Origin of the sequence: Synechococcus sp. R55.2, assembly GCF_047462075.1 — a bacterium.
GTDB lineage: Bacteria > Cyanobacteriota > Cyanobacteriia > Thermostichales > Thermostichaceae > Thermostichus.
On sequence record NZ_JANSIH010000181.1, the window covers coordinates 1,759 to 27,183 of the forward strand.

Here is a 25,425-nt window from a genome sequence, read left to right on the forward strand (position 1 = left end):
TATGTCCATCCCGAAATCGTCGCGTCGTCAATTCCTTCAATCTGCTGCTGCGGCTGCCTCTTGGGTTGCCGTTGGAGGGCTAAAGGCGAGGGCTCAGAGCCGCGGGCCGCTTCTGGTTTCCCAGGGACTGACGCCCCTGAAGTTTACCCTCTCTTGGTTGCCCTCTTCGATGGATACCCCCCTTGTAACGGCGATCTTGAAGGGCTACTTCGCCGAAGAGGGGCTGGAGGTCACCTACGAGCGCGGCTATGGCTCCGCCGATTCCATCACCAAGATTGCCGCTGGCCAGTACGACCTGGGGGAAGGGGATCCCTACTCCATGATCGAGTTCAATGCCAAAAATCCGGACGTGCCCTTGGTAGCGATCTATGTCCACTTCAATCGCTCTCCCTTTGGCATCTACACCTTGAAAGATAAGGGCATTGGGGAGCCGGCCCAACTGGCGGGCAAGAAGCTAGGAGCACCGGCAGGGGATGCGCCGCGTCGGCTCTGGCCGGTCTTTGCCAAGCAAGTCGGCATCGATCCGGGCTCGGTGGAGTGGGTAACTATGGAGCCGCAGTTGCGCGAACCTTTCCTCATCCAAGGTCGGGTGGATGCCATCAGCGGCTTTATGACCTCAGCCATGCCCAATCTGGTGCGGGGCGGCGTCAGCTTGGAGGACATCACGGCTTTCCTTTACAACGACTATGGCCTTGAGCTGTACGGCAATGCGCTCATCACTCGTGTGCAATTGCTGCAGGAAAAACCGGAGCAGCTCAAAGCTTTTTTGCGGGCGTATGTTAAGGGTTGGCAAGACACTATTCGTGATACCGATGGCAATATGTTGGCCCTTCTGGACAAAGCCAAGGCCGACGGACAAGTGCTGGATACGGCAATTGAGAAATTGCGCCTTACCCTGGCAATGCCGCGCCTGTTTGTTACCGATGAGGTGCGACAAATTGGTTTGGGGGATGTAGTGCCTGCTCGTATGGAAACCTCGATTGCTCAGGTGGTGGATGGCTTTGGCTTGCCCACTAAGCCCTCTCTAGAGCAAGTGTTTGATGGAAGTCTGCTCCCACCCAAGTCTGAGCGGATGATTGGATAATCTGGGTTAGGCCAGCAACGATTTTGAAGCCTCTGTCTATTGGCTTGCCGGTGCAGGCCAACTTATCCTGCTTGCTGGGAGGCTATTTCTGGCTGCAGGTGCGGTCTGCGTCCTTATTGGATCCCTCATCCGCGAAGTATCCCCAAAGCTTTTCGTGGCAGGGATCCCAGGCTGCTCCCGAAAGAGGCCGACGGGAGACCTGTTCGCGTTGGTGGATGGGAGACCGGAAGCGGCATGGAGCAGTAGGGGAGTGTCTCGAACTTTGTTTAGGGTTACCCAAGAACGCCGTAAGGCCCCTGCCTTTGGGCATGGGGAGCATGTCAATGAAATCAAACCTGAGAAACAGATGTATTGGGAAGAGTAGCTTAGGGGTGCTTGAAGTCGAGATAGCTTTTCCGATCCCGAAAAAAAGCTGAATAAGTTTGTGGTGCTCAGGGATCCCTTTTAATCTGAAGAGGGTCGCTAGGAAGTTTGGGCCCTTGGAAACTTTTGTTCTGATTAAGCAAGTTCCCGATCAAAATGCCAAGGCCGGCATCAACAGCGACGGCACGATCGATCGCGCCAAGGCCAAGCGGATGTTGAACCCCTTCGATCGCTATGCGCTGGAAGCAGCCCTGCAAACCAAACGGCAGCATGGGGCAAGGGTAACGGCAATCACAATGGGGCCACCCCCGGCCATTGAGGTGCTCTACGAGGCCATTGCCCACGGGGTGGATCGGGGTATTTTGATGACCGACCGCCGCTTGGCCGCTTCCGATACCCTAGCCACAGCGTATACCCTGGCCCAGACGGTTCGCTATGCTGGCCGGCCTGATGTGATCTTCTGTGGGCTCCAGACCACCGACGGCGATACGGCCCAGGTGGGGCCACAACTGGCGGAGCGATTGGGGATCCCTCAGGTCACCTATTGCGAAGCCTTCGAGATTCGGGATGGGATCCTGGTGGCGCGGCGGGCCATCGAAGGGGGATCCCAAATCGTAATGGTGCCCCTGCCGGTTTTGATTACGGTGGCCAATTCCGCTCGGCGTTTGGCCTACCCCACCCTACGGGGTGTGCAGCGGGTGCAGCGGCTGATGCGGGATGAGGCGGCACGGGCCGAGGCGATCCAGATCCTCAACTTGGACGATGTGGGGGCAGACCCGGAGCGCTGCGGTCTCAAGGGATCTCCGACCATCGTGGCTGCCACCGAAAAAGTGGGGGAAATTGGCGGCAACTGTCAGATCTTTCAAGGGCAGTCCGTCCCCCAACTGGTCAACCAACTAACTCAGGCCGTTGACCTCTTCCGCTACGCGGCAACTTCCTAGATCTTCTGCCTTGCATCCCTCTGGCCAATTCTTATCTCCATCACCTTTCAATCCTCATCGTCTCATCTATCGATCCCAGGGTGGCTAGCCGGCGAAAGCTCCCGGTTTTGGGCAGTGAAAAGTTAACTCAGAAAGACTCTGCTGACCTCGTCGCAATTGCAACACCCAAGATTGCCCTCGACCCGATTCAATCCCGATCTCAACCTAGGAGTCACAGTTTTATGGATCGCAAGCGGATAGTGGTCTTCGCCGAGCAGGTGAACGGGGAACTGCAGCCCATCGGCTTAGAGTTGTTGGGGGCCGGGCGGCGGCTGGCCGATAAGCTGGGAGCCACCCTGAGTGCCCTTGTTCTTGGACACAACATTGCCCATTTGCCCTCGATCCTGATCGGCCACGGGGCAGATCAAGTCTTCATTGCCGATCATCCGGAGTTGGCCGAATACCGCACCTTGCCCTACCGCCGGGTGATCACGGACTTGATCAAAAGCTGGCCCCAACCACCCCACACCATCCTGCTGGGATCCACCACCACCGGGCGAGATCTGGCCCCTCGCTTGGCCGCCCACCTGGAGACCGGCCTGACGGCAGACTGCACCGAATTGGACATCGGCCCCTTCGAGTACACCAATAGCAAAGATCCGAGCAAGTCTGGCCTCTTCCCCGACTGCCTCTACGCCATCCGGCCCAGCTTTGGCGAATCTCTCAAGGCCCGCATCCTCGGCCCGTGGAAAAACCCCCAAATGGCCACGGTGCGCCCAGGGGTGATGGTGCCTCTGCCCTGGGATGGATCCCGCCAGGGGGAAGTGATCCCGGTGCCGGTCAACTTGGATCCCGGCGACCTGAGCCTGCAGATTGTGGAAACGGTGCGCAACCTGTCCCAGGCGGTGGATCTCACCCGCGCCAAGGTAATTGTTTCCGGCGGCTACGGGCTGGGATCCCCAGAGGGATTTGAGCTGTTGAAGGAGTTGGCCGCTTGTTTCCCCAACAGCGCCGTCGGCTCCTCCCGCAAGGCCGTGGATTCTGGGTGGATCCCCTACGCCCATCAAGTGGGCCAAACCGGCAAGACCGTCCGACCTCAGCTCTACATTGCCTGCGGCATTTCCGGAGCCATCCAGCATCGCGTGGGCATGGACAAATCCCAGACGATCATCGCCATCAACAAAGACAGCTCTGCCCCCATCTTCAAATTTGCCCACTACGGTATCGTCGGGGATCTCTACCAGGTGGTACCCGAACTGATCCGTCAGATCCAGCAGGTCAAGTACCCCCAGCTAAAGGTGGGGGCTTGTGGAAGTAAGGTCTAGCCAGCCTGAAACCCCAAGGGCAAGGAAAGACTAGCCTGCCCAAGCAACCCAGTCATGGAGGGCGATTGAAGGGGACTGAGCCGACTGGGCGTGGCAGCCCACAGTACGTAGCGAATGCTTCCCTAGTTGGCTACCTCTACGTTGGTCAGTGGCGAAGGGACGTACATACTCCGAGTAGGAGACTTACCGCATGTTTGTGCCTGTCGTAGACCACAACCAAAACCCGCTCATGCCGACCACACCCAGTCGAGCCAGAAGGTGGATTAAGACCGGCAAGGCTACTCCCTTTTGGAAGAGAGGGGTGTTTTGAGTCCGGCTTAACGTGGAGCCTTCTGACCGGCAAACCCAACCCATAGCCGTCGGCATTGACCCAGGGAGCAAGAAAGAGGGGTGGTCGGTTAAATCCGCCGCACAGACCTACCTGAACCTCCAAGCGGACGCGGTCACCTGGGTGAAGGAGCATGTCGAACAACGGCGCATCATGCGTCGAGCGCGACGGTATCGCCAAACGCCCTGTCGTCAACCCAGGTTTAATCGCGCCAGGGGTGGGTTGCCCCCTTCCACCAAGGCTCGCTGGCAGTGGAAGCTACGTCTGGCTCGGTGGCTAAGCCAGTTGTTTCCCGTATCCGTATTTGTGGTTGAGGACATTAAGGCGAAGACCCGTGGCAAGCGCCGCTGGGACGTGTCTTTCTCTCCCTCAGAGGTGGGTAAGCAATGGTTCTATCGGCAGCTAGCCAATCTGGGACAGGTACTAACCCGCTCAGGGTGGGAAACCCAGCAGATGCGGGATGCCTTGGGTTTGCAGAAAACCAACAAAAAGACCGCCGAAGTGTTTGCGGCCCACTGCGTGGATGCGTGGGTGTTAGCCAACTCCGTGACCGGGGGGCACCTGCAGCCGGACAATCAGCAGATGCTTATGGTCGTTCCTCTGCGGTTTCATCGTCGTCAACTGCATCGTTTGCAACCGGGCAAAGGAGGGAAAAGACTTTCCTACGGGGGTATGCTGAGCTTAGGTTTGAGGCGGGGTAGTTTAGTGCGCCACCCCAAGTTTGGGCTCACCTTTGTCGGAGGCAGTTCTGCTGGAAGAGTAAGTCTGCATCGGTTGGAGGATGGGAAAAGGCTAACCCAGAGCGCCAGGAAAGAAGACGTAAAGTGTTTGAGCTTCTGTTCTTGGAGGTTCTACAGAAGAAACAAATAAAGCCGACCTAAAGGGCAGGGATTCTTTTCCGGGTTGCAGGATGATTCCCACTTCCTGGGCTACACCACTCTTGCGAGTGGTGGGGGATGCCATGACCCCAACTGCTGGGATGAACTCCCAGATACTTTTCCTGTTGACACTGCGCCATAGCACAAAGCCGCCCTAGTCGCGTCAGCGGGCCGTAGGCCCTAGGGCAGGGCTTGCAACCCAGTTTTCTTGGTCATAGATTGTGTTCATGGGATCCGCATACCGTTGTTGGCTGAGCTTGATCTGTCTGGTGTTGGTGGGATGCTGCTGGGGATCCCCGGCGTTGGCTGCCCATTCGTTGCCCTCCACAGTGGCAGAGGCGGCTCAGGTGTCGCCCCAGCTCGCTCGCGATGGGGGTATAGAGCACCTTTCCCTGACCGTAGCGCGGCAGCGGCTGGAAGCCATTGCCGAGGCCATGCGCTCAATTCGCCTGTGCAACCGGCCCAACTGCCGTTACCGAGATATCGCTGTGGAGGTGTCGGTTCACGATGGTGGTGCAGAGCCCTTCTACGAGGGCAGCATCGACGCCATGATCGACCGTCCTTCCGGCAGCTTGGATAGAGCCCACTACCGGCTGCAGTTTCGCCAGGGGCGCTGGCAGTTGCTGGGGGGCGAAGAGGTGTCCGATGTCTCTTCCTTTTTCTTTGAGGGAGATACCTACGAGGTGTTCAGCGCCTACGGCACCCGCAGTCACAAAGCCAAGTTGGCAGATGCCGGCAGTAACCTGCGCGTGGGCTATCGGGAGCTGTATTACCGCGTTTTCGACCGGGGCCAAGAGCGTTTGCACTAGCGGTGCGGAGCATGATGAGAGGCCGGCAACACACCCTAGCCAGCTCTATTTCTCTGGAAGGCGTTGGCCTGCACACCGGCCTGCCGATTCGCTGCAGCCTGCATCCAGCTCCTGTCGGCAGCGGTCGGGTGTTTGTGCGGGTGGATCGACCGGGATCCCCTGAGATCCCGGCCCAGTTGGGATCCCTGGCCCCTGCCCATCTCTGCACCCTGCTGCAGCAGGGATCCCCCTCTGTTCAAGTGCAGACGGTGGAACACCTGCTGGCCGCCCTTTACATCCTGGGCATTGACAACTGCCGCATCGAGGTGGAGGGGCCAGAGCTGCCGATTCTGGATGGCTCTGCCCTGCCCTTTGTAGAGGCCATTGCCCAGGTCGGGATCCAGGCCCAAGATCAGCCAGCCCTGCTGGGGGTGATCCAAGAACCGGTCACTGTCTGGGCGGGGGAAGCCTTTGTCAGCGCCCTCCCCCATCCTACAGCCCGCTTTACCTATGGCATCGATTTTGCCGATTGCCCGATTGGAGAACAGTGGCTGAGCTGGAGGGAGAACAGGCCGGATTTTGTCCAGTCCATTGCGCCGGCCCGCACCTTCGCCCGCCAGCAGGATGTGGAGCTGGCCCGGGAACGGGGGCTAATCCAGGGGGGCAGCCTGGAAAATGCCATTGTCTGTAGCCAAACCGAGTGGTTGGGGCCATTGCGCTACCCAGATGAGCCGGTGCGCCATAAGCTGATAGATTTACTAGGAGATCTCAGCCTCCTGGGCTGCCGACTGCAGGGGCACATTGTGGCCTACAAGGCGGGCCATGCCCTGCACCACCGTTTGGCCGAGCAGTTGCTCAAGAGTGGATCCCTGCTGATCCATGAAGAGCAAGGGGGAGAAAGAGATCCGGTTGCGTAGCCACAACCCTGCCATCCTCAGGTGCGACAGCGGTGCCGAGCACTTTTCTTCAAGGGGATCCGCTCTATTGGAATCTCTTGATCTCTTCTCCGTAGATCCCTGGGTGCTCTTTTGGCTGAGTTCTGGCCTGCTTCCTCCCCATCCGGGGTTTCAGTTTTGTCTTCTGTCTCCACGGGTTCACCATGGCCTCTGATGTCTCCCCTCCTCCCCTTCTCTCGGCTGAGGCAGCCGCTCAATTGGCAACTGCTCCCCCTGTCTTCACAACGGAGCAGATTTTGGAGATCTTGCCCCATCGCTATCCTTTTTTGCTGGTGGATCGGGTTGTGGAGTATCAACCGGGGCAACGGGCAGTGGGCCTGAAAAACGTCACCTTCAACGAGCCCTTTTTTCAGGGGCATTTCCCCAACCGACCCATCATGCCCGGCGTCCTGATCGTCGAGGCTATGGCCCAGGTAGGGGGGATCGTGTTGACCAAGTTGCCGGACGTGGCCGGGCGCTTGGCCCTGTTTGCCGGGATCGATGGTGTTCGCTTTCGCCGCCCGGTGCTGCCGGGGGATCAACTGCTGCTCTCTGCCGACTTGCTCACCATTCGCCAGAGGCGCATTGGCAAGATGTTCTGCCGCGCTCAGGTGGGAGGGCAACTGGTGACCGAGGGGGAACTGATGTTTTCCCTGGTGGATTGAGGGACAAACAGCGGCCATCCGAGAGGCGCTCTGCTGTGGGTCTTCTCACCAATTGAGATAAAGTGTTGGCATAGGGAGATGGCTCGGGGACTGCTTGCGCCTTTCTGTCGGGATACGGTAGACATATTGCTGCGTTGGGGTGGCAGCCTATTGGTCACGATGGCGGAGCGTAGCTCTAAGGTTGATCTCCCCCGGAGTCAAGCCTTGGTGATCCTTCGCGGGGTTGGGAGCGTAACCACAGTTGCTGGCTAGGTTGGAAATGAGTTCGTTCGCTTCAGCGGGATCCACTCCCAACGCCTCTGCAAGTGCGCCGCACCGCTCACGCGAGCGGATTCATCCCACCGCGGTGATCCATCCGAAAGCTGAGCTACACGAGACGGTGCAGGTTGGCCCGTATGCGGTGATCGGCGAGCATGTTCGTATCGCTGCCCATACGGTGGTGGGAGCCCATGTGGTGATCGATGGCTGGACGGAAATCGGCGAGGACAACCACATTTTTCCGGGAGCAGTTGTGGGCACCGAGCCTCAGGATCTGAAGTACAGCGGCGCCCCCTCTCAAGTGGTAATCGGCAGAGGCAATCGCATCCGCGAGTTTGTCACCATCAACCGGGCCACCAATGAAGGGGAAGCCACCCTGATCGGAGATCACAACCTGCTGATGGCCTACACCCATGTCGCCCACAACTGCGTCATCGAAAATCAGGTGGTGATTACCAATGCTGTCTCTTTGGCCGGCCACATCCACATCGAGTCTCAAGCCCGCATCGGCGGCATGGTCGGGATCCACCAGTTCACCCGCATCGGGCGCTTGGCCATGGTGGGGGCGATGAGCCGGGTTGACCGCGACGTTCCCCCCTACATGTTGGTGGAAGGACATCCAGCCCGCATTCGCGGTCTGAATTTGGTGGGGTTGCGGCGAGCCAAAGGGATGGAGGGATCCCTGCCCTTGCTGCGGCAGGTCTACCGATTTTTGTACCGCTCAGGGTTGCCTTTGGAAAAAGCGCTGCAAACGCTGCGCAGCAGCCTGTGTGTTGTTCGTAGCGGCGGTGCGGAGGGAGAGCGCCACATCCTTTCTCTGCAGGGGAAAGAGTGGGTGGACGAGACGGGATCCCTGCAACATCTGCTGCAATTTTTGGAAGACTCCCTCTCGCAGCCGCAACGACGAGGCCCTCTGCCGGCCCTACGCGGGAGAGGGGAAGATTCCTTATCGACAGCGATGCGGAGCACTTCAGAGCTGGATGATTGAGAACTGCGGTCGGGAGTGTAGCTCTGGTGAGCCACCTGTTCATCTGCACGGGCGAGGTCTCAGGGGATCTGCAGGCCGGCCATCTGATTGAAGAATTGCTGCGCCAGCGCCCTCAACTGCGCATCACCGCCGTGGGAGGGGAGCGCATGGCTGCTGCCGGGGCCCGTTTATTGCACCGCACTACCGAGATCAGCTCCGTTGGCATTTTAGAGGCTCTTCCCTTTATCGGCCCCGCCCTCTGGACGGAATGGAAGATTCGCCGCTTTTTGGCCCAAGACCCGCCAGATGTGGCTGTGCTGGTGGACTACATCGGCGTCAACAGCCGCATTGCCCGTCTGCTGCAACGGCGGCAGATCCCTGCTGTCTATTACATTGCCCCCCAAGAGTGGGTGTGGTCGCAGGACGCCCGCCTCACCTACCAACTGGCCCAGCAGATGCGGCTGATGTTGGCAATTTTCCCTGAGGAAGCCCGCTACTACGCGGCGGCAGGAGCCCATGTCCAGTATGTGGGCCATCCCCTGTTGGATATTTTGGCCGCTGTGCCCAGCCGTGCTGCCGCCAGAGCCCAGTTGGGGATCCCTGCCGAAGCCACGGTGGTGGTGGTGGTGCCGGCTTCGCGGCGGCAAGAGCTGCGCTCGGTTCTGCCTGTCCTGCTCAAGGCGGCCCAGTTGCTGCAAGCTCACCTGCCCCAAGTGCAGTTTTGGGTGCCCTTGGCCTCGCCCCGTTTTGCTGCCCCAATCGCGCGGGCTGCCCACCGTCTTGGGTTAAACCTCACCCTTTTGGATCCCCAAGCTCTGCCCTTCTTCTCCCCCCACAAAGCCCATCACCTCGCCTTGGCAGCGGCTGATTTGGTGTTGGCCAAGTCCGGCACGGTGAACTTGGAAACGGCCATCTTAGGGATCCCCCAGGTGGTGATCTATCGCCTTAACCCCCTCACCTTCTGGATCGCCCGCCATTGGCTGAGGGTGTCGGTGCCCTTCATGTCTCCGCCCAACCTGGTGCAGATGCGCCCCATTGTCCCGGAGTTGCTGCAGGAGCAGGCCCAGCCAGAGAAGATTGCCCAACTGGCGCTGGAGTTGCTAACTCGGCCCGAACGCAAAGCCCAACTGCAGGCCGACTACGCCGCGATGCGGGCAGCCCTAGGAGAACCCGGCGTTCTGGCTCGCGCTGCCAAGGCCATCCTAGAGGTGTTGGATGGCGAAGCTGGATCGAAGCAGGATCCCTTCCGCCGCTAACTCCGGCGACCCAGCACCTGGGGCACGGCCCGTCCTCCCGCCAAGGCCGCTGTCGAATCCTCCTCTTCCAGATACTCAGCATCTTGGTTGACCCGCCACCCATCGTAGCGCCGTTCCCCCGCCACAATGTTGCGAGCGGCCAAAAGGCCCGTCATCATGGCGTGATCCTGGTTATTGTAGCGGTGCATGCCGTTGCGGCCTGCCACCTGCAAATTGGGCAGTGCTTCTTCCAAAAAGGTTCGAATGGTCTGGATGTGAGCTTGATAGCCGTGATTGTAAACCGGGTAGGCTTTCGGGGCGCGAATGACTGTGCCGCCCAAAACCTTTGCCTTCCCCAGCAGGCCCAACCGCTGCAATTCCAGCGTTGCCAAGGCCATCAAATCCCCATCGGTTTGTCCCCAAAAGGGATCCGTCGCTGAGCAAAAATACTCCAAACCCAAGCAGGTGACCGAGGGATCCGGAACCATGTCCGCGCTCCAATTCTTGAAGTTTTGGATACGCCCCACCCGCACCGAGGGATCGTGAATGTAGATCCAGTGATCTGGAAATAGGTTGGGCTCATCCACCAGCAAAGCCACCGTCAAAAAATCCCGATACCGCAGTTGTTCGGCAGCCTCTCGCACCGGCTCCGGTGCTGCAGGTACCAAAGCCCGCACCAGAGAGCGCAGCGGCATGGTGGAAATGAACTGCTCGCCGGTCACCCAAAAGGTCTCTCCCCCTTGAGAACAGGCTTGTACAGCTTGAACTCCGGCCCGGTTCCAGTGGATTGCCGTAACCTTGCGATCCAGTTGTACCGGCTGCCCGGCTTCTGCCAGCAAGGTTTGAACGCGCTCCCACATCTGGCCTGGCCCTAGGCGAGGATAGCGAAAGCGATCGATCAGGGTTTTGATCACCCCCTCTCGGTTGGGGAAAAAGGTTTTACGGATCAAAGAAGCCATCGACAGACCCTTGATCCGCTGGGCTGCCCAGTCGGCGCTGATCTCATGACAGGGGATCCCCCACACCTTCTCGGTGTAGGTCTTAAAAAAAGTGCGGTACAGCCGTTCCCCAAACTGGTTGATGACCCAATCTTCAAAAGATACGGGATTGAGCCTGGGAAAGAGGCGCGCCTTTAGGTAGCTGAGCAGACAGAGACTGGTAAACCCTGGCCCCAGTTTGGCAAAGACATCCGCAGGTCGAATCGGATAATCAAAGAAAACACCTCGATAAAAAATGCGGGAAAGCCGCCGACAAACCTGCATTTCCGAGCCCAAAATTTCCGTCCACAGGGCCTCAATTTCCGCCGACTTGGAGAAAAAGCGGTGCCCACCGATATCAAAGCGATAGCCTTGGTAGGTTACAGTGCAGGATAGCCCCCCACCTGAACCGGATCCGCTTCCAAAACCGTTACGGCAACTCCTCACACCACCTCGCCGATCCTGACGGAAATAGGTCTGTCCAAGGGATCCCCTCACGCTTTGGGGTTTTAAAGTGCTCCGCACCGCTGTCGCGATAGACTAGGCTGGAGAGGGGTCAGGGATCCCTTTTGCGTGCAAAAAAGCCTTAGTGCTCTGCACCGCTGTCGCGAACGGCCAACTCTGTGGAGTGAATTTTGTGCAATCTCCACCTATCCCCAGTTCTGGATATCCGTTGCCAAATGCTTCGCCGACGGTGCTGCTGGCCGATGACGACCCATTCATACGCGGGTACTTGACCCACCTGTTGGTTCATGAAGGCTATCGAGTGGCAGAGGCCGAAGACGGCGACCAAGCCCTGCTGCTCTTCAGTCAAACTCAGCCTCAAATTGCCCTGCTGGATGCCCTCATGCCCGGCATGGATGGGTTCGAGTGTTGCCAACGCTTGCAGGCTCTGGATGCGGATCTACCCTGCTTGATGATCACCTCGCTCGAGGATCAAGCTTCCGTAGACAAAGCCTTTGCTGCCGGAGCCAGCGACTACATTACCAAGCCCATTCACTGGCCGGTGATGCGTCAGCGCATCCGACACCTGCTCAAGGCCCGCCAGAACTTGTTGAACCTACGCCAACAGGCGGCCCGCGAGCAAGCCCTGAACCGCATCGTCCGAGCCATTCCCACTTCTTTGCAGTTGGATCAAATCCTTGCTGCCGTCACCCGCGAGATAGGCCATCTGCTAGAGGCGGATCGGGTAAGCATCAGCATCTATCAGCCTCAGCAACAGCATTGGCGCATTGTCTCCGAGTACAGCACTCAACAGGATGGCTACCTGGGCTGTCTCATTCCCGATTCCGAAAGCCCCATTGCCCAGCAACTGAAGCAGGGGAAAGTGATGTTGCTGGAGGCAGCCGACCAAGCCAAAGACTGGGTCTACATCTCTGCCATGGCCAAAGCCTATCCTGGCAGTTGGCTGCTGGTACCGCTCTACGGTGGCGAAAACCCCGAATCTGGCCCGACCCACCCCACCCTTTGGGGCAGCCTGTGCCTGCAACTGAAAACGGCACGTCCCGGTTGGTTGGCCACCAATCAGGATCTGATCTTGGCCTTGGCCGATCACCTCTCCATTGCCATTCAGCAGGCGGAATTGTTCCAACAGGTTCAGGAGCTGAACCGCACCCTGGAAGAAAAGGTACAGGCCCGCACCGCCCAACTGGAGCGCCAGGTACAGGAATTGCAGCGGCTGGATTGCCTAAAAAATGACTTCCTTAGCACGGTGTCCCACGAGCTGCGCACTCCTCTTTCCAACATGAAAATGGCCATCCGCCTGCTCAGCGCCGTTCTGCTGCCTGCTCAGGGCGCTGCCCGATCCCCGGATCCGGCCAAGATCTCTCAGTACTTGAAGGTGTTGGACAACGAATGCGAGCGGGAGATCAAACTGGTCGAGGATCTGCTGGAACTGCAGCAGTTAGAGGTGCTCAAGGGACTCCGTCCCGCTAACGCGAACGGTTCACAGCAGCCCTGCTGGTTGGAGCTGAAAGAGTGGTTGCCCCAGATCGCAGAGCCCTTTGCTCAGGAGGCCCATAGTCACCATCAGCGCTTCAGCCTTGGGATCCCTCCAGAACTGCCTGCCATTTTTACTCTGCCGGGAGTGCTAAAGTCGGTGCTGGCGGAATTGCTGAAAAATGCATGTAAATTCACCCCTGCTGAGCACCTGATCAGCCTTCAGGCCATGTACCATCCCGACCACCTGGAAATCCAAGTCCTCAACACCGGCGTAACCATTCCTCCAGAAGAACAAAAGCGGGTATTCGAGAAGTTCTATCGGGTGCCCAGCGTGGATCCCTGGCGGCAAGGGGGGACAGGGTTGGGGTTGGCCCTCGTGCAGCAGCGGGTAAGCCTGTTGCAAGGAAGCATTCACCTCAACAGCGAGGCCAATCGCACCTGTTTTACTTTGCGGCTGCCTCAGGTTCTCCCTGCCTTTGGCCAAGGCAAGCCAGCTCAGCCTAGGGTGTAGGCGTCGGGGTGGCCGGCTTTGGAGAGTTGGAAGCTTCCCCTTCCTGCAAAACTTCTTGCAAGCGGGCCCGAACCCGCTGGTTGAGGACGGGATTTTCGTTGGCCAAGGTCATCAATTCGCGGTATTGAAGCACCGTCAGCCCTTGCTCTTCAACAATGCGGCTGGCTTGGGTTTCTGTGCGCCGCATAATTTGCTCGTACTCTTCCTCGTTCTGGGTTTCCCGCAGTTGGGCGCTGGCTTCCCGAATCAGGGGATCCAACTCCAACAAAATCCGCACCAACTGTTCCACCTGGGCATCGGTGACTTGCTCTGGGGTTAGAGTCGGAGATGCCAGAGGGCTAGGAGTTGCTGTGGCCGGAGCCTCCCCCGAAGTTGGAGAAGCAGTGGCAGCAGGGCTAGGCAGCGGGGTTGCTCCCTGTGCCCAAACCGGCAGGGATCCCAGGCTGAGTCCCAGACCCATCAGCAATCCAAATTTCATCATGCCCAAAACTCCCTAGACCCAGACAAGATAAACCCAAATAGACTTAAGTCCTTGAGGCGCAGCCAAGCCTGAAGTAAGGCTAGCAAGATGCCTGAATTCCGTCTAATCGGTTCAGCGCAGTCCTGGCAGCCCATCAAGCCCATTCCAGCTTGCCGGTCACCTGGCGCGGGATCTATCCAATCCCTACGGTACCAGAACTCCTCACTCCAGGGCTCCCAGGATGAACTCGCGAAAGGGCTGTGTGGACATGCTGGGGATCTGCAGTGGATCTCTTGTAGAAACAAGAAGTTGGTTGTACAGTCTTACATGCGCTGTTCAACGGTAGCCCGGCACCGGAGTGCCCCTTTCTCTCCTCGGTTGAGCAGCTCCAGACTTGCAGCATTGGCAATTGACTTAGCACTTCAGCCCAAAGGGGGTTGTCTTGAAGCTGAGCTTAGGTATATGTTCTGTTGAGTATCGTTTTTGTTAATGTTAGGCTAGGGGCCAGATTTGATGCGGATCTCCCACATCGGCATCTGACTTTCTTCGCAGGTGTCAGAGCCCGTGGATCCCCTATCAATATCAGCAGTCAACCTAGCAAACGCCCAATCGCCAGCTCTCTTTGCAGGCGATTGTTGGAGGATTTTTTGTTCGGAGAAAGGTTCCCGATTAGATTTTTTTGGGCGCGTCCATAAGTAACCCTTCAAGGGCTTTGAGGGCGACTGCTGTCTTTATTGCCTTTGTAAAAGATGATAACAAAAATGGGTAAAAGTTATTGCTTTTCTTAAGCAGCGCTGATATATTCTTTGCGGTTGCGGTTGTTCGGTCATCCTTCTACAGGAGGCTTACATTGGTTAGGAGAAGAAAGCGTAAGAGTCGCCGTCGTCTGGAAGGGCGCAAAATTTTAGATCACATTCCTCAATTTAATCTGGACAGTGGTGAAGAGAAGTCTGTAACCGCTGCTCGAAAGTATATTCAGGAAAAGTCTATTCAGCCCCCCGCGCTGATTTTGGTGCGGCGAAATGAGCATACCGTTGATCGGTTTTTTTGGGCGGAGAAGGGGTTGTTCGGCGCGCAATATGTCGAGGAAAACCACTTCCTTTTTCCCAGCCTGCGAGCTTTGCTAGCGGAGGTTGCGGCTGAGAAGCCGGAGAAAAAATCCTCGAAGGTTCTTGCAACTGCCGCTCGCTAGCCTCTGACCAGCTTTTCCTATTAGCAGGAGCTCAGGAAACAGCCCCCCTACCCTGGGGGGTTTGTTGCAGCCGCTCTCAGAAGATCGAAAGAACTGACCCTGTGTACGGGATCCCTCCCCACGGGTTGAGCTCCTGCTGCCTCACTCGCCATACTCGACCTGCTGGCGGCAGCAAGGGCACCACGCGCTACCCTACAAGGGATCTCGTCGGGAGATGCCGGATGAGCCGACTGCCTCAAACCACTGCCCATGTCCAAATTACCCGCCGCTCTTGGCAAGAGGGGGCCATTGAGGGGGAAGTCAACGCCAACGGTTGGGTTTGGCGCTTTTGCTGGTGCTTTCGGGCCGGGGAGCTCAAGGTGGAACCCTCTGTGGGGCGGGCTTTGATTTGCGAGCCCTTGAGCCGTTTTCTGGAAAAATCGGACTATCTGCTGGAACCGGGCAGCAACTATTCGTTTGTGATTCGCAGCAGCTTGTGAACTCCTCTCAAGCTGCACAGAGCTTTTGCCCAGCACCGAAGACCGGGGCTGAGCATTGGAAGGCACCTGTTAGGGTGACTGGGAATACAGGGATCCCTGAGAATGGACAGGATGGTGGGGAAGGCTGGTCATGATTGAGGCAGGGACAAGCGTCTTGAGGCGGATGTTGGGGGTCTACGGCAGCTCCAAGATGGGCGTCCTGCTGCTGTTGGGATTTTCTTCGGGTTTGCCGCTGCTGTTGATCAACACCACCTTGAATGCTTGGCTGACCCAAGCGGGCTTGACCACCATTGCCATCGGCTTGTTTAACCTGCTCAATTTGCCCTACTCCTTCAAGTTCCTGTGGTCGCCTGTTCTGGATCGATTTCTGTTGCCGGCACCGGGATCCCTGCGGGGCAGTCGGCGGCGGGGGTGGATGGCCCTGACCCAAGTGCTGTTGCTGCTCAGCATAGGGCTACTGGGTTTTCAGGATCCGACCCAAACCTGGCTGGAAGCCTTGGGATGGGAAGAGCTGTCCCAGACTTGGCCGGGCATCACAGTTTTCACCCGCCCGATCTTTCTGGTGGGGTTGCTGGTGGCTTTTTTGAGCGCCTCTCAGGACATCGCGGTGGATGCCTACCGTACCGATATCTTGGCAGAGCGGGAGATGGGGGCAGGGGTAGCCATTTTCGTATTTGGCTACCGCATCGCGCTGTTGGTCAGCAGTGGCGTGAGCTTGATCTTGGCGGACTATTTGCCCTGGTGGCAGGTGTACGGGATCATGGCACTGCTGATGTCAATCGGGGTGGTCACCTCGTTTTTGGCTCCCGAGCCGGAAAACAGCGCCCTCAAGCCTACCTCTTTGCGGGCGGCTATCCTCGAGCCATTTCAATCTTTCTGGCGGCATCGCCTGGCCTGGGCAATCCTGCTGTTTGTGGTCTGCTTCAAGTTGCCGGACAGCTTGGCAGGGCAAATGACCCCTACATTTTTGTTGCAGACGGGATTTAGCACCAGCGATCTGGGCATTATCCGCAGTTGGATAGGCTTGTTGGCCACCTTGGCGGGGGCTTTTGTGGGGGGGGAGTGGGTCAGCCGCATCGGCACCTACCGCTGCCTGTTCATCTTCGCGGCATTGCAAGGGATCGGCAATTTGGGCCTGGGAGCGATTGGGTTGGTGGGGCAAAACTATCCGCTGCTGGTGGGGGCAACCATTTTCGACAACATGGCCGGGGGCATGGGCACGGCTGCTTTTCTGGCTTTTTTGATGAGCCTCTGCGACCGGCAATTTAGTGCCACTCAGTATGCTTTGCTCACCAGTGTGTTTGCCGTGGGGGGAACCTTGGCCGGGGCTGTGTCAGGCTATTTGGCGGCTGCGGTCAATTGGCCTTTGTTTTATCTGATCACGGCGATGACAGCCGCTCCGGCAATGGTGATCCTGCTGTGGCTCGGCCCCCCTTCATCGCCTGCAACCCCGGCCACAACCGCATCTGAACCGTAACTGCCCCACCGCAAATCCGGTTCTAATAGCCTTGCCTTGAACGCAACAAGGATGGCCGCCTACAGCGCAGCCCCGATTTTGGCCGCCAGATCCACCAGCCGCGCCGCATAGCCGTACTCGTTGTCATACCAGGAGAGCACCTTCACCGTGCGATCCCCTAAGGTCAGGGTGGATCCCAAATCCACAATGGAAGAGTGGGGATCCCCGACGATATCCGCCGAGACGATCTCCGGTGGAGCAATGGCCAGGATGCCGCGCATCGGGCCTTCTGCAGCCTCGACAAAGGCTTGGTTGACGGCTTCTCTGGTGATGGGCTGCTCGGTACGCACCACAAAGTCCACGATCGAGCCCGTCAGGGTGGGTACCCGCAACGCCAGGCCATCCATCTTTCCTCTCAGGGCGGGCAAAACCTCGGCCACTGCCGTGGCAGCCCCAGTGGTGGAAGGCACAATCGACACCGCTGCCGAGCGGCCCCGCCGGTAATCTTTGGGATCCGGGCGATCCACAATCGCCTGGGTGGCGGTATAGGCATGGCAAGTGGTGAGAAAGCCGGTCTCGATGCCGAAGCGATCCAACAAGACCTTAGCCAGCGGCGCCAAGCAATTGGTGGTGCAGGAAGCATTGGAGACGATGTGATGCCGCTCCGGGTCGTATTGGTCGTCGTTGACCCCCATCACCACCGTCAAGTCGGGGCCTTTGGCGGGAGCAGAGATGATCACCTTTTTGGCCCCGGCTTCCAGGTGTTTGGCCGCCCCCTCTCGTTTGGTGAACAAGCCGGTTGATTCCACCACCAGGTCAACCCCTAGATCTTTCCAGGGCAGTTGCGCCGGATCCCGCTCTGCCAAAACCCGGACTTTCAGGTGGTTGCCGATTTGCAGATGCCCGTCCACCGCGCTCACGGTTTGGGGAAGGCGCCCATAGGCCGAGTCGAACTGGAGCAGGTAGGCCAAGTTGTCGGGTTCGGTCAGGTCATTGACTGCCACCACCTCCAGCTCTGGAGCTGGCTGAGACAGCAGCACCCGCAGGAAGGCCCGCCCAATGCGACCAAATCCGTTAATGGCTACCCGTGTGGTCATCGCAATCCTCCAGTGTCAGTTCATACCGTGGGTCGAGGGACGCGGCATGGGAGACGCTACCCCCTATGGATAGGGTAGAAGAAGAACGGGATCCACATCGCTTTTGCACCCAAGATCTCCAGATTTGCCACTGGGACTCACCCAAGAAGTTGCCGGCAGAAGGGAAAAGTAGGAATGAAGGTATTGCTGACCAACGATGACGGCATCGAGGCTGCCGGGCTGGCCAATCTCAAGTTGGCCCTCAGCGCCCTCATCCCGGAAGAACACTGTTGGATTGTGGCCCCCCACCAACCGATTTCCGGCTGCAGCCACCAGGTGACAACGGGGCGACCTTTTCGGGCCTTGGCCCGCGGCGAGCGCACCTTTGCCGTCGAGGGATCCCCTGCCGACTGTGTGCGGGTGGCCCTATTCAAGCTGGCCCCAGCGGTGGATTGGGTGCTTTCCGGTATCAACGAAGGGGGAAACCTCGGATCGGATGTGTACCTGTCGGGAACGGTGGCGGCGGTACGGGAAGCGGCGATGCGGGGGATCCCGGGAATTGCCATTTCCCAATACCGAGCAGGGGGCCAACCCATCGACTGGGAGCAGGCCCAGCGGTGGACGCGGGAAATCTTGGCGGAGCTGATGGAACAACCCCTGCCCAGGGGGGCGTTTTGGAATGTGAACCTGCCCCACTTGCCCGCCGGATCCCCTCTGCCGGAGCGGGTCTATTGTCCCCTCTGCACCCAACCCCTGCCGCTCGATTATGCGGTGGAAGCCGAGGGAAATGGGGCAGAGTCGCTGTGGTTTCGCTATCAGGGCCGCTATGCGGAGCGCGCTCGGGATCCCCAAACCGATACCGACATCTGCTTCTCCGGTCGGGTGGCCATCACCCAAGTGCAACTGGCCTCAGGCGTTTCCGCTGGGGGGGGTAGAAGCCAGGTTGCGGGCAATGGTTCTCAGCCGTTGCAGCCGTAGCGCCGTCAGGATATCGGTGGGATCCAGCTTCAGAACCTGTTCTATGGCATCTGCCAGGTGTTGAGCGGCCTCCTGTCGGGTGTAGCCGCGAAACTGAGCACGGCGCAGGGCAAATTCATCGGCGTCGAAATGGGCGCTCTCCCGGTTCAGGTTTTGCCAGATCTGCCGGACGGAGAGAGCCGTAATGCCACCTGCCAACAGAGCGGAAAAGGGGTGCTGCAAAGAGAGCTCCGCCACGGTGGTGATGCCCCCGAACAAGGCCAGCGACTGGTAAAACCCCGGCTGCAGCCAGTTGCGGTTGCCCAGCCAGCCCACCTCCCGCAGAAACAACAGATCCCGCTGTGGCTGAGGGATCCCTTGCCAACGGCGAAAATCGATGGCGATGGTGCCCTGGGGCTGCCAAGGGGCTTTGCGGCGGGAGATGAGCAGGGCTTCACCCCCGAAGTGGGGAACGACGCTGATCAAGGGTCGGAAGGAAGCGGGGAGTAGATCTCGCAGCCGTTCGGTTTCTTCTTTTTCAAAGGATTTGAAATCTGGGCGGCTGTTCATGGCCTCACCTGTTAGGGGCATTGAGGCGGGGAGCCCGCCTGAACACGGGCGCTGTTCCGGCCCCCGACACCACAGCCCTGTGTAGAACCAATGCGAGGTTAGTCTATCGCATCTCCAGGCTGGCCGTGGAACTCTGGCCGTGGAACTCTATAGGTGGAACCCTGTAGGTTTCAAAGATCCCAATCCTAGGTTGCGTAGACTGGGAAGGCGAGCCTATCTGTCTCAAATCTGAGGCCATGACTTTCCCAGCTCAGCCAGAACCCCAAGTGCTCCGTACTGCTGACGGGAATGAGCAGAGTGCCGTTCGCGGTAGCGGGACGGAATCCTTTAGCCCCCTTTACACGTACGCCTTCTTCCTGCAGCCAGCGCCAGAGCTTTTGCCCTTCATCCGGCAAACCGAGGGGATCCATCGGTCGGTGCAGGTGTTCTCCCCGACAGGCAGCCGAATTGCCGCTGCTGTGGAGCCGATGCAGGATCCAGAGTCGCTGCAAGTCTCGGATGAGGTGTTGGTGCGCTCTGCCCTGCGCCACGACCAGGTGATCTGCCGACTGTTCGCCCAGATGCCGGTGCTGCCCCTGCGCTTCGGCACCTGCTTCCTCTCAGCAGAAAAGCTGGGATCCCACCTGCTGTCCCGGCAAGCGGAATACGAACAAGCCCTGGCAGCCATTGGGGGGCGGGCCGAGTATTGTCTCAAAGGAAGGGTTCGACCTCAGCCCCAACCGGAGCCACAGTCCTCCCTGAGCGGAACAGCCTATCTTTTGGCCCGCAAGCAAGCTTATCTCCAGCAACGACAAGCCCAAGAGCAGCAAGAGCAGGAGCAGCAAGCCCTACAGCAGCTTTGGCCTTCCACCTGGCCTGTGCAAAGGGTGGATCCCCAACCGGGAGAGGCCTTGCGGCTCTACTTTTTGCTCACTCCTGCCGAGTGGGAAGCCGCCCTTCAGCTCACCCAAACCTGGCTGGCTCAGCACCCCCATTGGCAACTGGATTGGAGCGCCCCTTTGCCCCCTTATCACTTTGTCCGTGCCTTACGGGATTCTCTGGCGGACAAGTGTATAGATCCCAACTAAGGACGCCGTCCCGCTAGCGCGAACAAAGTGCTCTGCATGCGGATCATGGTCGCGTTAGCAGAGCGTGGATCCAAGCGTGATAATGGTGAGGGGATCCCGTCCGCTTCCTGTTTGCATTGGCGAGGCGGAGCCCTCACAGGGCAAAGGACTCCGTCCCGCTAACGGGAACAGCAGGCAAAAGGAAGAGTTGTGGTCTAAAGCGCTATGCGCCGCTACCGCGAACGAGTTGGGCTATTGGGGCTGGGCACGGTTGGCACGGGTGTTGTGCAAATTCTGCAGCAACCCCGGCATCCTCTCTTGCAGTCGGTTGAGATTGCGGCGGTGGGGGTGCGCTCTTTGGACAAGCCACGGCAAGTGCGGATCCCGCCTGAGCGCCTGACCACCAATCTGGAGCAAATCGTGTCGGATCCGGAAATCGACGTGGTCATCGAGCTGATGGGGGGCTTGGAGCCGGCCCGCACCTTGATCTTAAAAGCCCTTGACCACGGCAAACCGGTGATCACAGCCAACAAAGCGGTGATCGCCCGCCACGGGGAGGAGATCTTTCAGGCGGCAGCCCAAGCCAAAGTCTCGGTGCTCTTGGAAGCGGCAGTCGGGGGCGGGATCCCGATTCTGCAGCCCTTGCAACAGTCCCTGCAGGCCAGCCACATCCAGGCGGTCTGGGGCATTGTGAACGGCACCACCAACTTCATCCTCAGCCAGATGACCCAGGCGGCCAGCTCATTTGAGGAAGCCCTGGCCCTGGCCCAGGCCCACGGCTACGCCGAAGCGGATCCCAGCGCCGATGTGGAAGGTTGGGATGCCGCCGACAAGATCGCCATTTTGGCCAGCCTTGCTTTCGGGGTGTCTGTGAAGCGGGAAGCCATCCCCTGCGAAGGGATCCGCGGCATCAGCCCCACCGACATTCGCTATGCCCGCGAGTGGGGCTACACCTTCAAGCTCTTGGCCATCGCCCAGTTGCGTCAGCATTGCGGAGCAGCAAGGGCCCATCCTGTTCGCGCTAGCGGGGCGGAGCCCTTGGATGACGGGGAAGGGGCGGTCGCGACAGCGTTGCGGAGCAACACGATGGCCTTGGACATCCGAGTTCACCCCACCCTTCTGCCCTCTACCCACCCCTTGGCCAACATCAACGGCGTGGACAATGCCGTTTTGGTGCAGGGGGATCCCTTGGGTCAGGTGGTGCTGTCGGGGCCGGGGGCGGGGCGGGGGCCGACTGCCAGCGCCGTTGTCGGCGATCTGCTGACCCTGATTGCCCACCGGCAAACGGGGGCTCATACCCCCAATCCGCTGTGGGGATTCCCCTGCTTTCCTGCTGCCGCCTCTTTGATCCCTCTCTCGGAATTGGAGTCGGAGTTTTACGTGCGGGTATTGGCCCAGGATCAGCCGGGGGTGATGGGGGCGATTGGCACCTGCTTTGGCCGCCACCGGGTTAGCCTGGAGAGCATTACCCAAAAGGAATGTCACCAAGAGCAGGCGGAGATCGTCATCCTCACCCACACCGTCCGCGAGGCCGATTGCCGACAGGCGCTGGCCGAGATCCAACAACTGCCCCAGGTGGCCGGGATCCCCAGCCTATTTCGGGTGCTGCGCTAGCTGCGTAGACCCGCGAGCGGCGCAGAGCACATTTGTTTGACCCTTAGAGGATCGGAAAACCCGTTGGAACCCAAAAGATGAACCCTTCTGTTCGCGTTCGCGATAGCGGTGCGGAGCACTTTGGTAGGACGCAGTCCTTGCAGGCTGAGGTGGTGGTGGTGGGGGCGGGCATCAGCGGCCTAACGTTGGCCTTGCGATTACAACAGGGCTTATCCCCCAAGGATGAATCCACCCAGCCGCTGCTCCTGGCCGAGGCCAGCTCCCGCGTGGGGGGCTGTATCTCCACCCAATCCAAAGACAGCTATCGCTGGGAAGAGGGCCCCAACAGCTTTACCCCCGTCCCCGCCCTGCTTAACCTCATTGCCGAGGTGGGCTTGGCGGAGCACCTGGTGCTGGCCGATGCCAAGCTGCCCCGCTACGTTTACTGGGAGAAAGCGCTGCTGCCGGTGCCCCTGAGCCCTTCTGCAGCCATTGGCTCGCGGCTGTTGAGCGTGGGCGGCAAGTTGCGGGCCTTACGTGGGTTGTTGGGGTTTGTCGCGCCACCGCCGGGCAAAGAGGAAACGGTGCGGCAATTCTTCCGGCGGCAACTGGGATCCGAGGTGGTGGAACGGCTGGTCGAACCTTTTACCTCAGGGGTGTATGCCGGGGATCCGGATCAGCTCAGCGCCTTGGCAGCCTTCCCCCGCATTGCCGGCTTGGAAGAACGCTACGGCAGCCTCTTTGCCGGTGCTGTGCAGGCTTTGCGCAGCCGTTATCGCTACGCGACGCTCCCGCGAACCCGTCACCAGGACAGCGCCAACTCCCCCATCCAGCCTCCTCCCAAGCGGGGCCAACTGGGTAACCTGCGGCAGGGGTTGCAGCAGCTACCTGAGGCGATTGCCCAGAAACTGGGCAGTGCGCTGCGGCTGGGCTGGCGGGCTGTGCATCTCAAGCGGGATGAAACCGGCTACCGGGTGGGCTTTGCCATACACCACAGCGGCGCGGAGCACAACGCCCCAGAAGAAATCCACTGGGTGGTGGCTCAACAGGTGGTGCTCACCCTCCCTGCCTACGCCGCTGCCACCCTCCTGCAGGATCTCAACCCCCAAGCCAGTCGGCTGCTGGCCGAAATTCCCTACCCCCCTGTGGCGGTGGTGGCTTTGGCCTATCCAGAAGAAGCCCTTCCCCAGCCGCTGCGAGGGTTTGGCCATCTGATCCCTCGCTCTCAGGGCCTGCGCACCCTGGGCACCATCTGGGCCTCCTCCCTCTTTCCAGAGCGGGCTCCTCAGGGCTATCACTGCCTGGTCAGCTTCATTGGGGGGGCCACCGACGCGGCTTTTGCCTGTCAGAAAGGGATCCCGCCCATTACGGCGCTCTCCCCTGACGAGCGGGCCCAAATTGTGCATGCAGAACTCAGCCAGATCCTGCTCACCCGCCCTGTCGAACCCATCCGCCTGGGAGAGCGCCTGTGGCCCCAGGCTATCCCGCAATATACGCTTGGCCACCGGCAGCGGATTGCCCAATTGCAGGCCAGCCTGGCCGACCAAACCCCAGGGGTGTGGGTGTGCGCCAACTACCTGGATGGCGTGGCCTTGGGAGATTGTGTGCGGCGGGCCGAGGCCCTAGCCCAGCAGATCCTGTCTGTCCGGCGTTAGCGGTGCAGGGCACTTTATCGCTACGCGACGCTTTCGCGAACACGATGGTGGTGCGGAGCACTTTCACGACAGTGGTGCGGAGCACTATGAGCCACCCCTACACCAGCCTCCTGCTCATCCCCACCGGCATTGGTGCCCGCATTGGCGGCTTTGCCGGGGATGCCTTGCCCATTGCCCGCACTCTGGCAGCAGCCGCAGAGCGGGTCATCACCCATCCCAACGTGTTAAACGGAGCCAGTTTGTTTTGGCCGATGGGGAATGTGTTGTATGTGGAAGGGTACGGCCTGGATCAGTTCTGTGCGGGGGTGTGGAATTTGCGGCCAGTGCGCCAAAACTGTGTTGGGGTGGTGCTGGATGCCGGGATCCCCCCCGATCTGCAACAACGCCACCTGCAGGTGATGCAAGCCGCTCAGGCCACCTTGGGGCTCAACATCGGCCCCTGGCGCTTGACCCGCCAACCCTTGGGCGTTTCCGTCAGCTTCTCCCCCTCCGGGGCCAGCCAGGGATCCCTAGCCCGGCCCGATGCTCTCTTGGAGACTGCCCAGGAGCTGGTTCGCCTGGGGGCAGAGGCCATTGCCGTGGTGGCCCGCTTTCCGGATGACTTGGACTTCAGCCAATACGAGCAAGGAATGGGGGTGGATCCCTTGGCCGGCGTCGAAGCCCTGATCAGCCACCTGGTGGTGCGGGAGTTGCGGATCCCTTGTGCCCACGCCCCCGCTTTCTACCCTGAGACTTTCCCCAAGCCGGTTCACCCCCGCGCTGCCGCAGAAGAGGTGGGGTTTACCTTCCTGCCTTCGGTTTTGGTGGGCCTCAGCTATGCTCCCCAATTTGTCAAGAGCGGGGATCCCGTCCAACCGGGTGACCTGACAGCAGAGCAGGTGGACAGCGTCATCGCCCCGGCCACTGCCTTTGGGGGGCCTGGCTTGCTGCACCTGGCCAGCCGTTATGGCTCCGCAATGCTGTCGCAACCCCACCACAATGCTCCGCCGCTGACGCGAACGGACGGAGTCCTTGCCCGTCCTCCGCTTTTCATTGCCGTCGAGGAAAACACCACCGTGATGCAGGTGCACCCCCGCCAGTTGGGGATCCCTCATGTGTCGGTAACCTCCTATCTGGAGGCGGTTGGAGTGGTGGTGGCCCACCGAGCAGGAGTGGCCTGGTCGTCGCTACGGCTCTCCTCCTCCACCCGGGACAAGCTGGGATCCCACACTTGCGCCGTTATTGCTACGCGACGCTGTTGCGTTCGTGACAGCGGTGCAGAGCACAATAGTGGGACAGAGTCCTTTCGCGATAGCGGGACGGAGTCCCAGTAGGCTACCGGTCGCGTTAGCGGGACGGAGTCCATGAGCAGATGGGAGCCGGCAGGGGATCCGCCGGGTTTAGGCCGGCAAACCACTCCGACAGGGCGGCCGGCAAGCAGAGGCCGGGGTTTCCCTCGATGTGCAGCCGCTCCAGTCGGGGCAGTTCTGCCAAAAAGGTCGGCAATTCTCCCGTGAACTGGTTACGTGCCAAGCGCAGATCCCGCAACTGACTCAGTTGGGCCAGTTCGGGGGGCAGGGATCCGCTGAGGCGATTGTCCGACAAGTAGAGGTTTTCCAGATGGTGCAGTTGCCCCAGTTGAGGGGGGATAGGCCCAGAGAGCTGATTGCGATCCAAAAACAGGCCCTTGAGAGAGCTCATCTGGCCCAGTTGGCCGGGAAGGGTGCTGCTGAGGCGGTTGTTTTGCAGGATGAGGTTTTCCAGATGGTGCAGTTGCCCCAGTTGGG

The 25,425-nt window shown here is 59.5% G+C and carries 21 protein-coding genes and 2 pseudogenes; 18 read left to right on the top strand and 5 right to left on the bottom strand.

Annotated features, from left to right (window positions below; all coding sequences use genetic code 11):
- From NW838_RS06300 to lpxB, 9 genes and pseudogenes are all read left to right on the top strand, one after another.
- Nucleotides 1-1,084 (top strand): ABC transporter substrate-binding protein (locus tag NW838_RS06300; RefSeq protein WP_414355591.1); only part of this gene is annotated, 1,084 nt, incomplete at its 5' end.
- Between the two features lie 479 nt (nt 1,085-1,563).
- Nucleotides 1,564-2,388 (top strand): electron transfer flavoprotein subunit beta/FixA family protein, encoded by an 825-nt coding sequence (locus NW838_RS06305; protein ID WP_414331223.1) that lies wholly within the window; start codon nt 1,564-1,566, stop codon nt 2,386-2,388.
- 221 nt (nt 2,389-2,609) lie between these two features.
- Nucleotides 2,610-3,692 carry an electron transfer flavoprotein subunit alpha/FixB family protein gene (locus NW838_RS06310; RefSeq protein WP_414427715.1) on the top strand — a complete coding sequence of 361 codons (1,083 nt, stop codon included), beginning with the start codon at nt 2,610-2,612 and terminating at the stop codon, nt 3,690-3,692.
- Between the two features lie 190 nt (nt 3,693-3,882).
- Nucleotides 3,883-4,890 (top strand): annotated as a pseudogene (locus NW838_RS06315) (RRXRR domain-containing protein).
- Nucleotides 4,891-5,125: 235 nt separating this feature from the next.
- Nucleotides 5,126-5,707, top strand: coding sequence for a hypothetical protein (locus NW838_RS06320; RefSeq protein WP_414355589.1), 582 nt, complete (start codon nt 5,126-5,128; stop codon nt 5,705-5,707).
- 14 nt (nt 5,708-5,721) lie between these two features.
- Nucleotides 5,722-6,603, top strand: a complete 882-nt coding sequence (gene lpxC, locus NW838_RS06325; protein ID WP_414355597.1) for a UDP-3-O-acyl-N-acetylglucosamine deacetylase — start codon at nt 5,722-5,724, stop codon at nt 6,601-6,603.
- 182 nt (nt 6,604-6,785) lie between these two features.
- Nucleotides 6,786-7,286: a 3-hydroxyacyl-ACP dehydratase FabZ gene (gene fabZ, locus NW838_RS06330; protein WP_414355588.1), complete on the top strand. Its 501-nt coding sequence runs from the start codon at nt 6,786-6,788 to the stop codon at nt 7,284-7,286.
- Nucleotides 7,287-7,545: 259 nt separating this feature from the next.
- Nucleotides 7,546-8,532 carry an acyl-ACP--UDP-N-acetylglucosamine O-acyltransferase gene (gene lpxA / locus NW838_RS06335; protein ID WP_414355587.1) on the top strand — a complete coding sequence of 329 codons (987 nt, stop codon included), beginning with the start codon at nt 7,546-7,548 and terminating at the stop codon, nt 8,530-8,532.
- Nucleotides 8,529-9,767 (top strand): lipid-A-disaccharide synthase, encoded by a 1,239-nt coding sequence (gene lpxB, locus NW838_RS06340; RefSeq protein WP_414408639.1) that lies wholly within the window; start codon nt 8,529-8,531, stop codon nt 9,765-9,767. The genes lpxA and lpxB overlap by 4 nt, the downstream gene beginning before the upstream one ends.
- Here the strand turns inward: lpxB and NW838_RS06345 are convergent.
- Nucleotides 9,764-11,170, bottom strand: a complete 1,407-nt coding sequence (locus NW838_RS06345) for an NAD(P)/FAD-dependent oxidoreductase (RefSeq protein ID WP_414427716.1) — start codon at nt 11,168-11,170, stop codon at nt 9,764-9,766. The genes lpxB and NW838_RS06345 overlap by 4 nt on opposite strands.
- Before the next feature lie 226 nt (nt 11,171-11,396).
- On the opposite strand from NW838_RS06345, the gene NW838_RS06350 reads away from it, so the two are divergent.
- Nucleotides 11,397-13,175: a response regulator gene (locus NW838_RS06350; protein ID WP_414427717.1), complete on the top strand. Its 1,779-nt coding sequence runs from the start codon at nt 11,397-11,399 to the stop codon at nt 13,173-13,175.
- On the opposite strand, the gene NW838_RS06355 is transcribed toward NW838_RS06350, so the two are convergent.
- Nucleotides 13,165-13,656, bottom strand: coding sequence for a DUF4168 domain-containing protein (locus NW838_RS06355; RefSeq protein ID WP_414427718.1), 492 nt, complete (start codon nt 13,654-13,656; stop codon nt 13,165-13,167). The genes NW838_RS06350 and NW838_RS06355 overlap by 11 nt on opposite strands.
- Before the next feature lie 829 nt (nt 13,657-14,485).
- Here NW838_RS06355 and NW838_RS06360 point away from each other — a divergent pair.
- The 3 genes from NW838_RS06360 (at nt 14,486) to NW838_RS06370 (ending at nt 16,783) form a co-directional block, all read left to right on the top strand.
- A complete protein-coding gene (locus NW838_RS06360; protein WP_414355581.1) occupies nt 14,486-14,827 on the top strand; it encodes a DUF3155 domain-containing protein in 342 nt (113 codons plus the stop codon).
- Between the two features lie 221 nt (nt 14,828-15,048).
- The gene (locus NW838_RS06365) at nt 15,049-15,306 is read left to right on the top strand and encodes a DUF3146 family protein (protein WP_414334803.1); all 258 of its coding nucleotides are present in this window, start codon (nt 15,049-15,051) and stop codon (nt 15,304-15,306) included.
- A 190-nt stretch (nt 15,307-15,496) separates the two neighbouring features.
- The gene (locus NW838_RS06370; RefSeq protein ID WP_414427719.1) at nt 15,497-16,783 is read left to right on the top strand and encodes an AmpG family muropeptide MFS transporter; all 1,287 of its coding nucleotides are present in this window, start codon (nt 15,497-15,499) and stop codon (nt 16,781-16,783) included.
- A 59-nt stretch (nt 16,784-16,842) separates the two neighbouring features.
- Here the strand turns inward: NW838_RS06370 and gap are convergent, their stop codons facing one another.
- Entirely contained in the window at nt 16,843-17,859 is a 1,017-nt protein-coding gene (gene gap / locus NW838_RS06375) for a type I glyceraldehyde-3-phosphate dehydrogenase (protein WP_414427720.1), read from the bottom strand.
- Between the two features lie 174 nt (nt 17,860-18,033).
- Here gap and surE point away from each other — a divergent pair, with 174 nt between their 5' ends.
- Complete coding sequence (gene surE / locus NW838_RS06380) at nt 18,034-18,816, top strand: 5'/3'-nucleotidase SurE (protein ID WP_414330243.1); 783 nt, start codon at nt 18,034-18,036, stop codon at nt 18,814-18,816.
- On the opposite strand, the gene NW838_RS06385 is transcribed toward surE, so the two are convergent.
- Nucleotides 18,748-19,365: a DUF3318 domain-containing protein gene (locus tag NW838_RS06385; protein WP_414427721.1), complete on the bottom strand. Its 618-nt coding sequence runs from the start codon at nt 19,363-19,365 to the stop codon at nt 18,748-18,750. The two genes, surE and NW838_RS06385, sit on opposite strands and share 69 nt — an antisense overlap.
- 236 nt (nt 19,366-19,601) lie before the next feature.
- On the opposite strand from NW838_RS06385, the gene NW838_RS06390 reads away from it, so the two are divergent.
- The 4 genes from NW838_RS06390 to NW838_RS06405 all read left to right on the top strand — a co-directional run bounded on the left by NW838_RS06390 (nt 19,602) and on the right by NW838_RS06405 (nt 24,972).
- Nucleotides 19,602-20,432, top strand: a complete 831-nt coding sequence (locus NW838_RS06390) for a GvpL/GvpF family gas vesicle protein (RefSeq protein ID WP_414427722.1) — start codon at nt 19,602-19,604, stop codon at nt 20,430-20,432.
- Between the two features lie 204 nt (nt 20,433-20,636).
- Nucleotides 20,637-22,025, top strand: a complete 1,389-nt coding sequence (locus NW838_RS06395; protein WP_414355576.1) for a homoserine dehydrogenase — start codon at nt 20,637-20,639, stop codon at nt 22,023-22,025.
- Nucleotides 22,026-22,102: 77 nt separating this feature from the next.
- Entirely contained in the window at nt 22,103-23,659 is a 1,557-nt protein-coding gene (gene hemG / locus NW838_RS06400) for a protoporphyrinogen oxidase (RefSeq protein ID WP_414427723.1), read from the top strand.
- An 86-nt stretch (nt 23,660-23,745) separates the two neighbouring features.
- Nucleotides 23,746-24,972 carry a DUF3326 domain-containing protein gene (locus tag NW838_RS06405; protein WP_414355574.1) on the top strand — a complete coding sequence of 409 codons (1,227 nt, stop codon included), beginning with the start codon at nt 23,746-23,748 and terminating at the stop codon, nt 24,970-24,972.
- Nucleotides 24,973-24,985: 13 nt separating this feature from the next.
- Here the strand turns inward: NW838_RS06405 and NW838_RS06410 are convergent.
- Nucleotides 24,986-25,425 (bottom strand): annotated as a pseudogene (locus NW838_RS06410) (hypothetical protein); the annotation flags it as partial.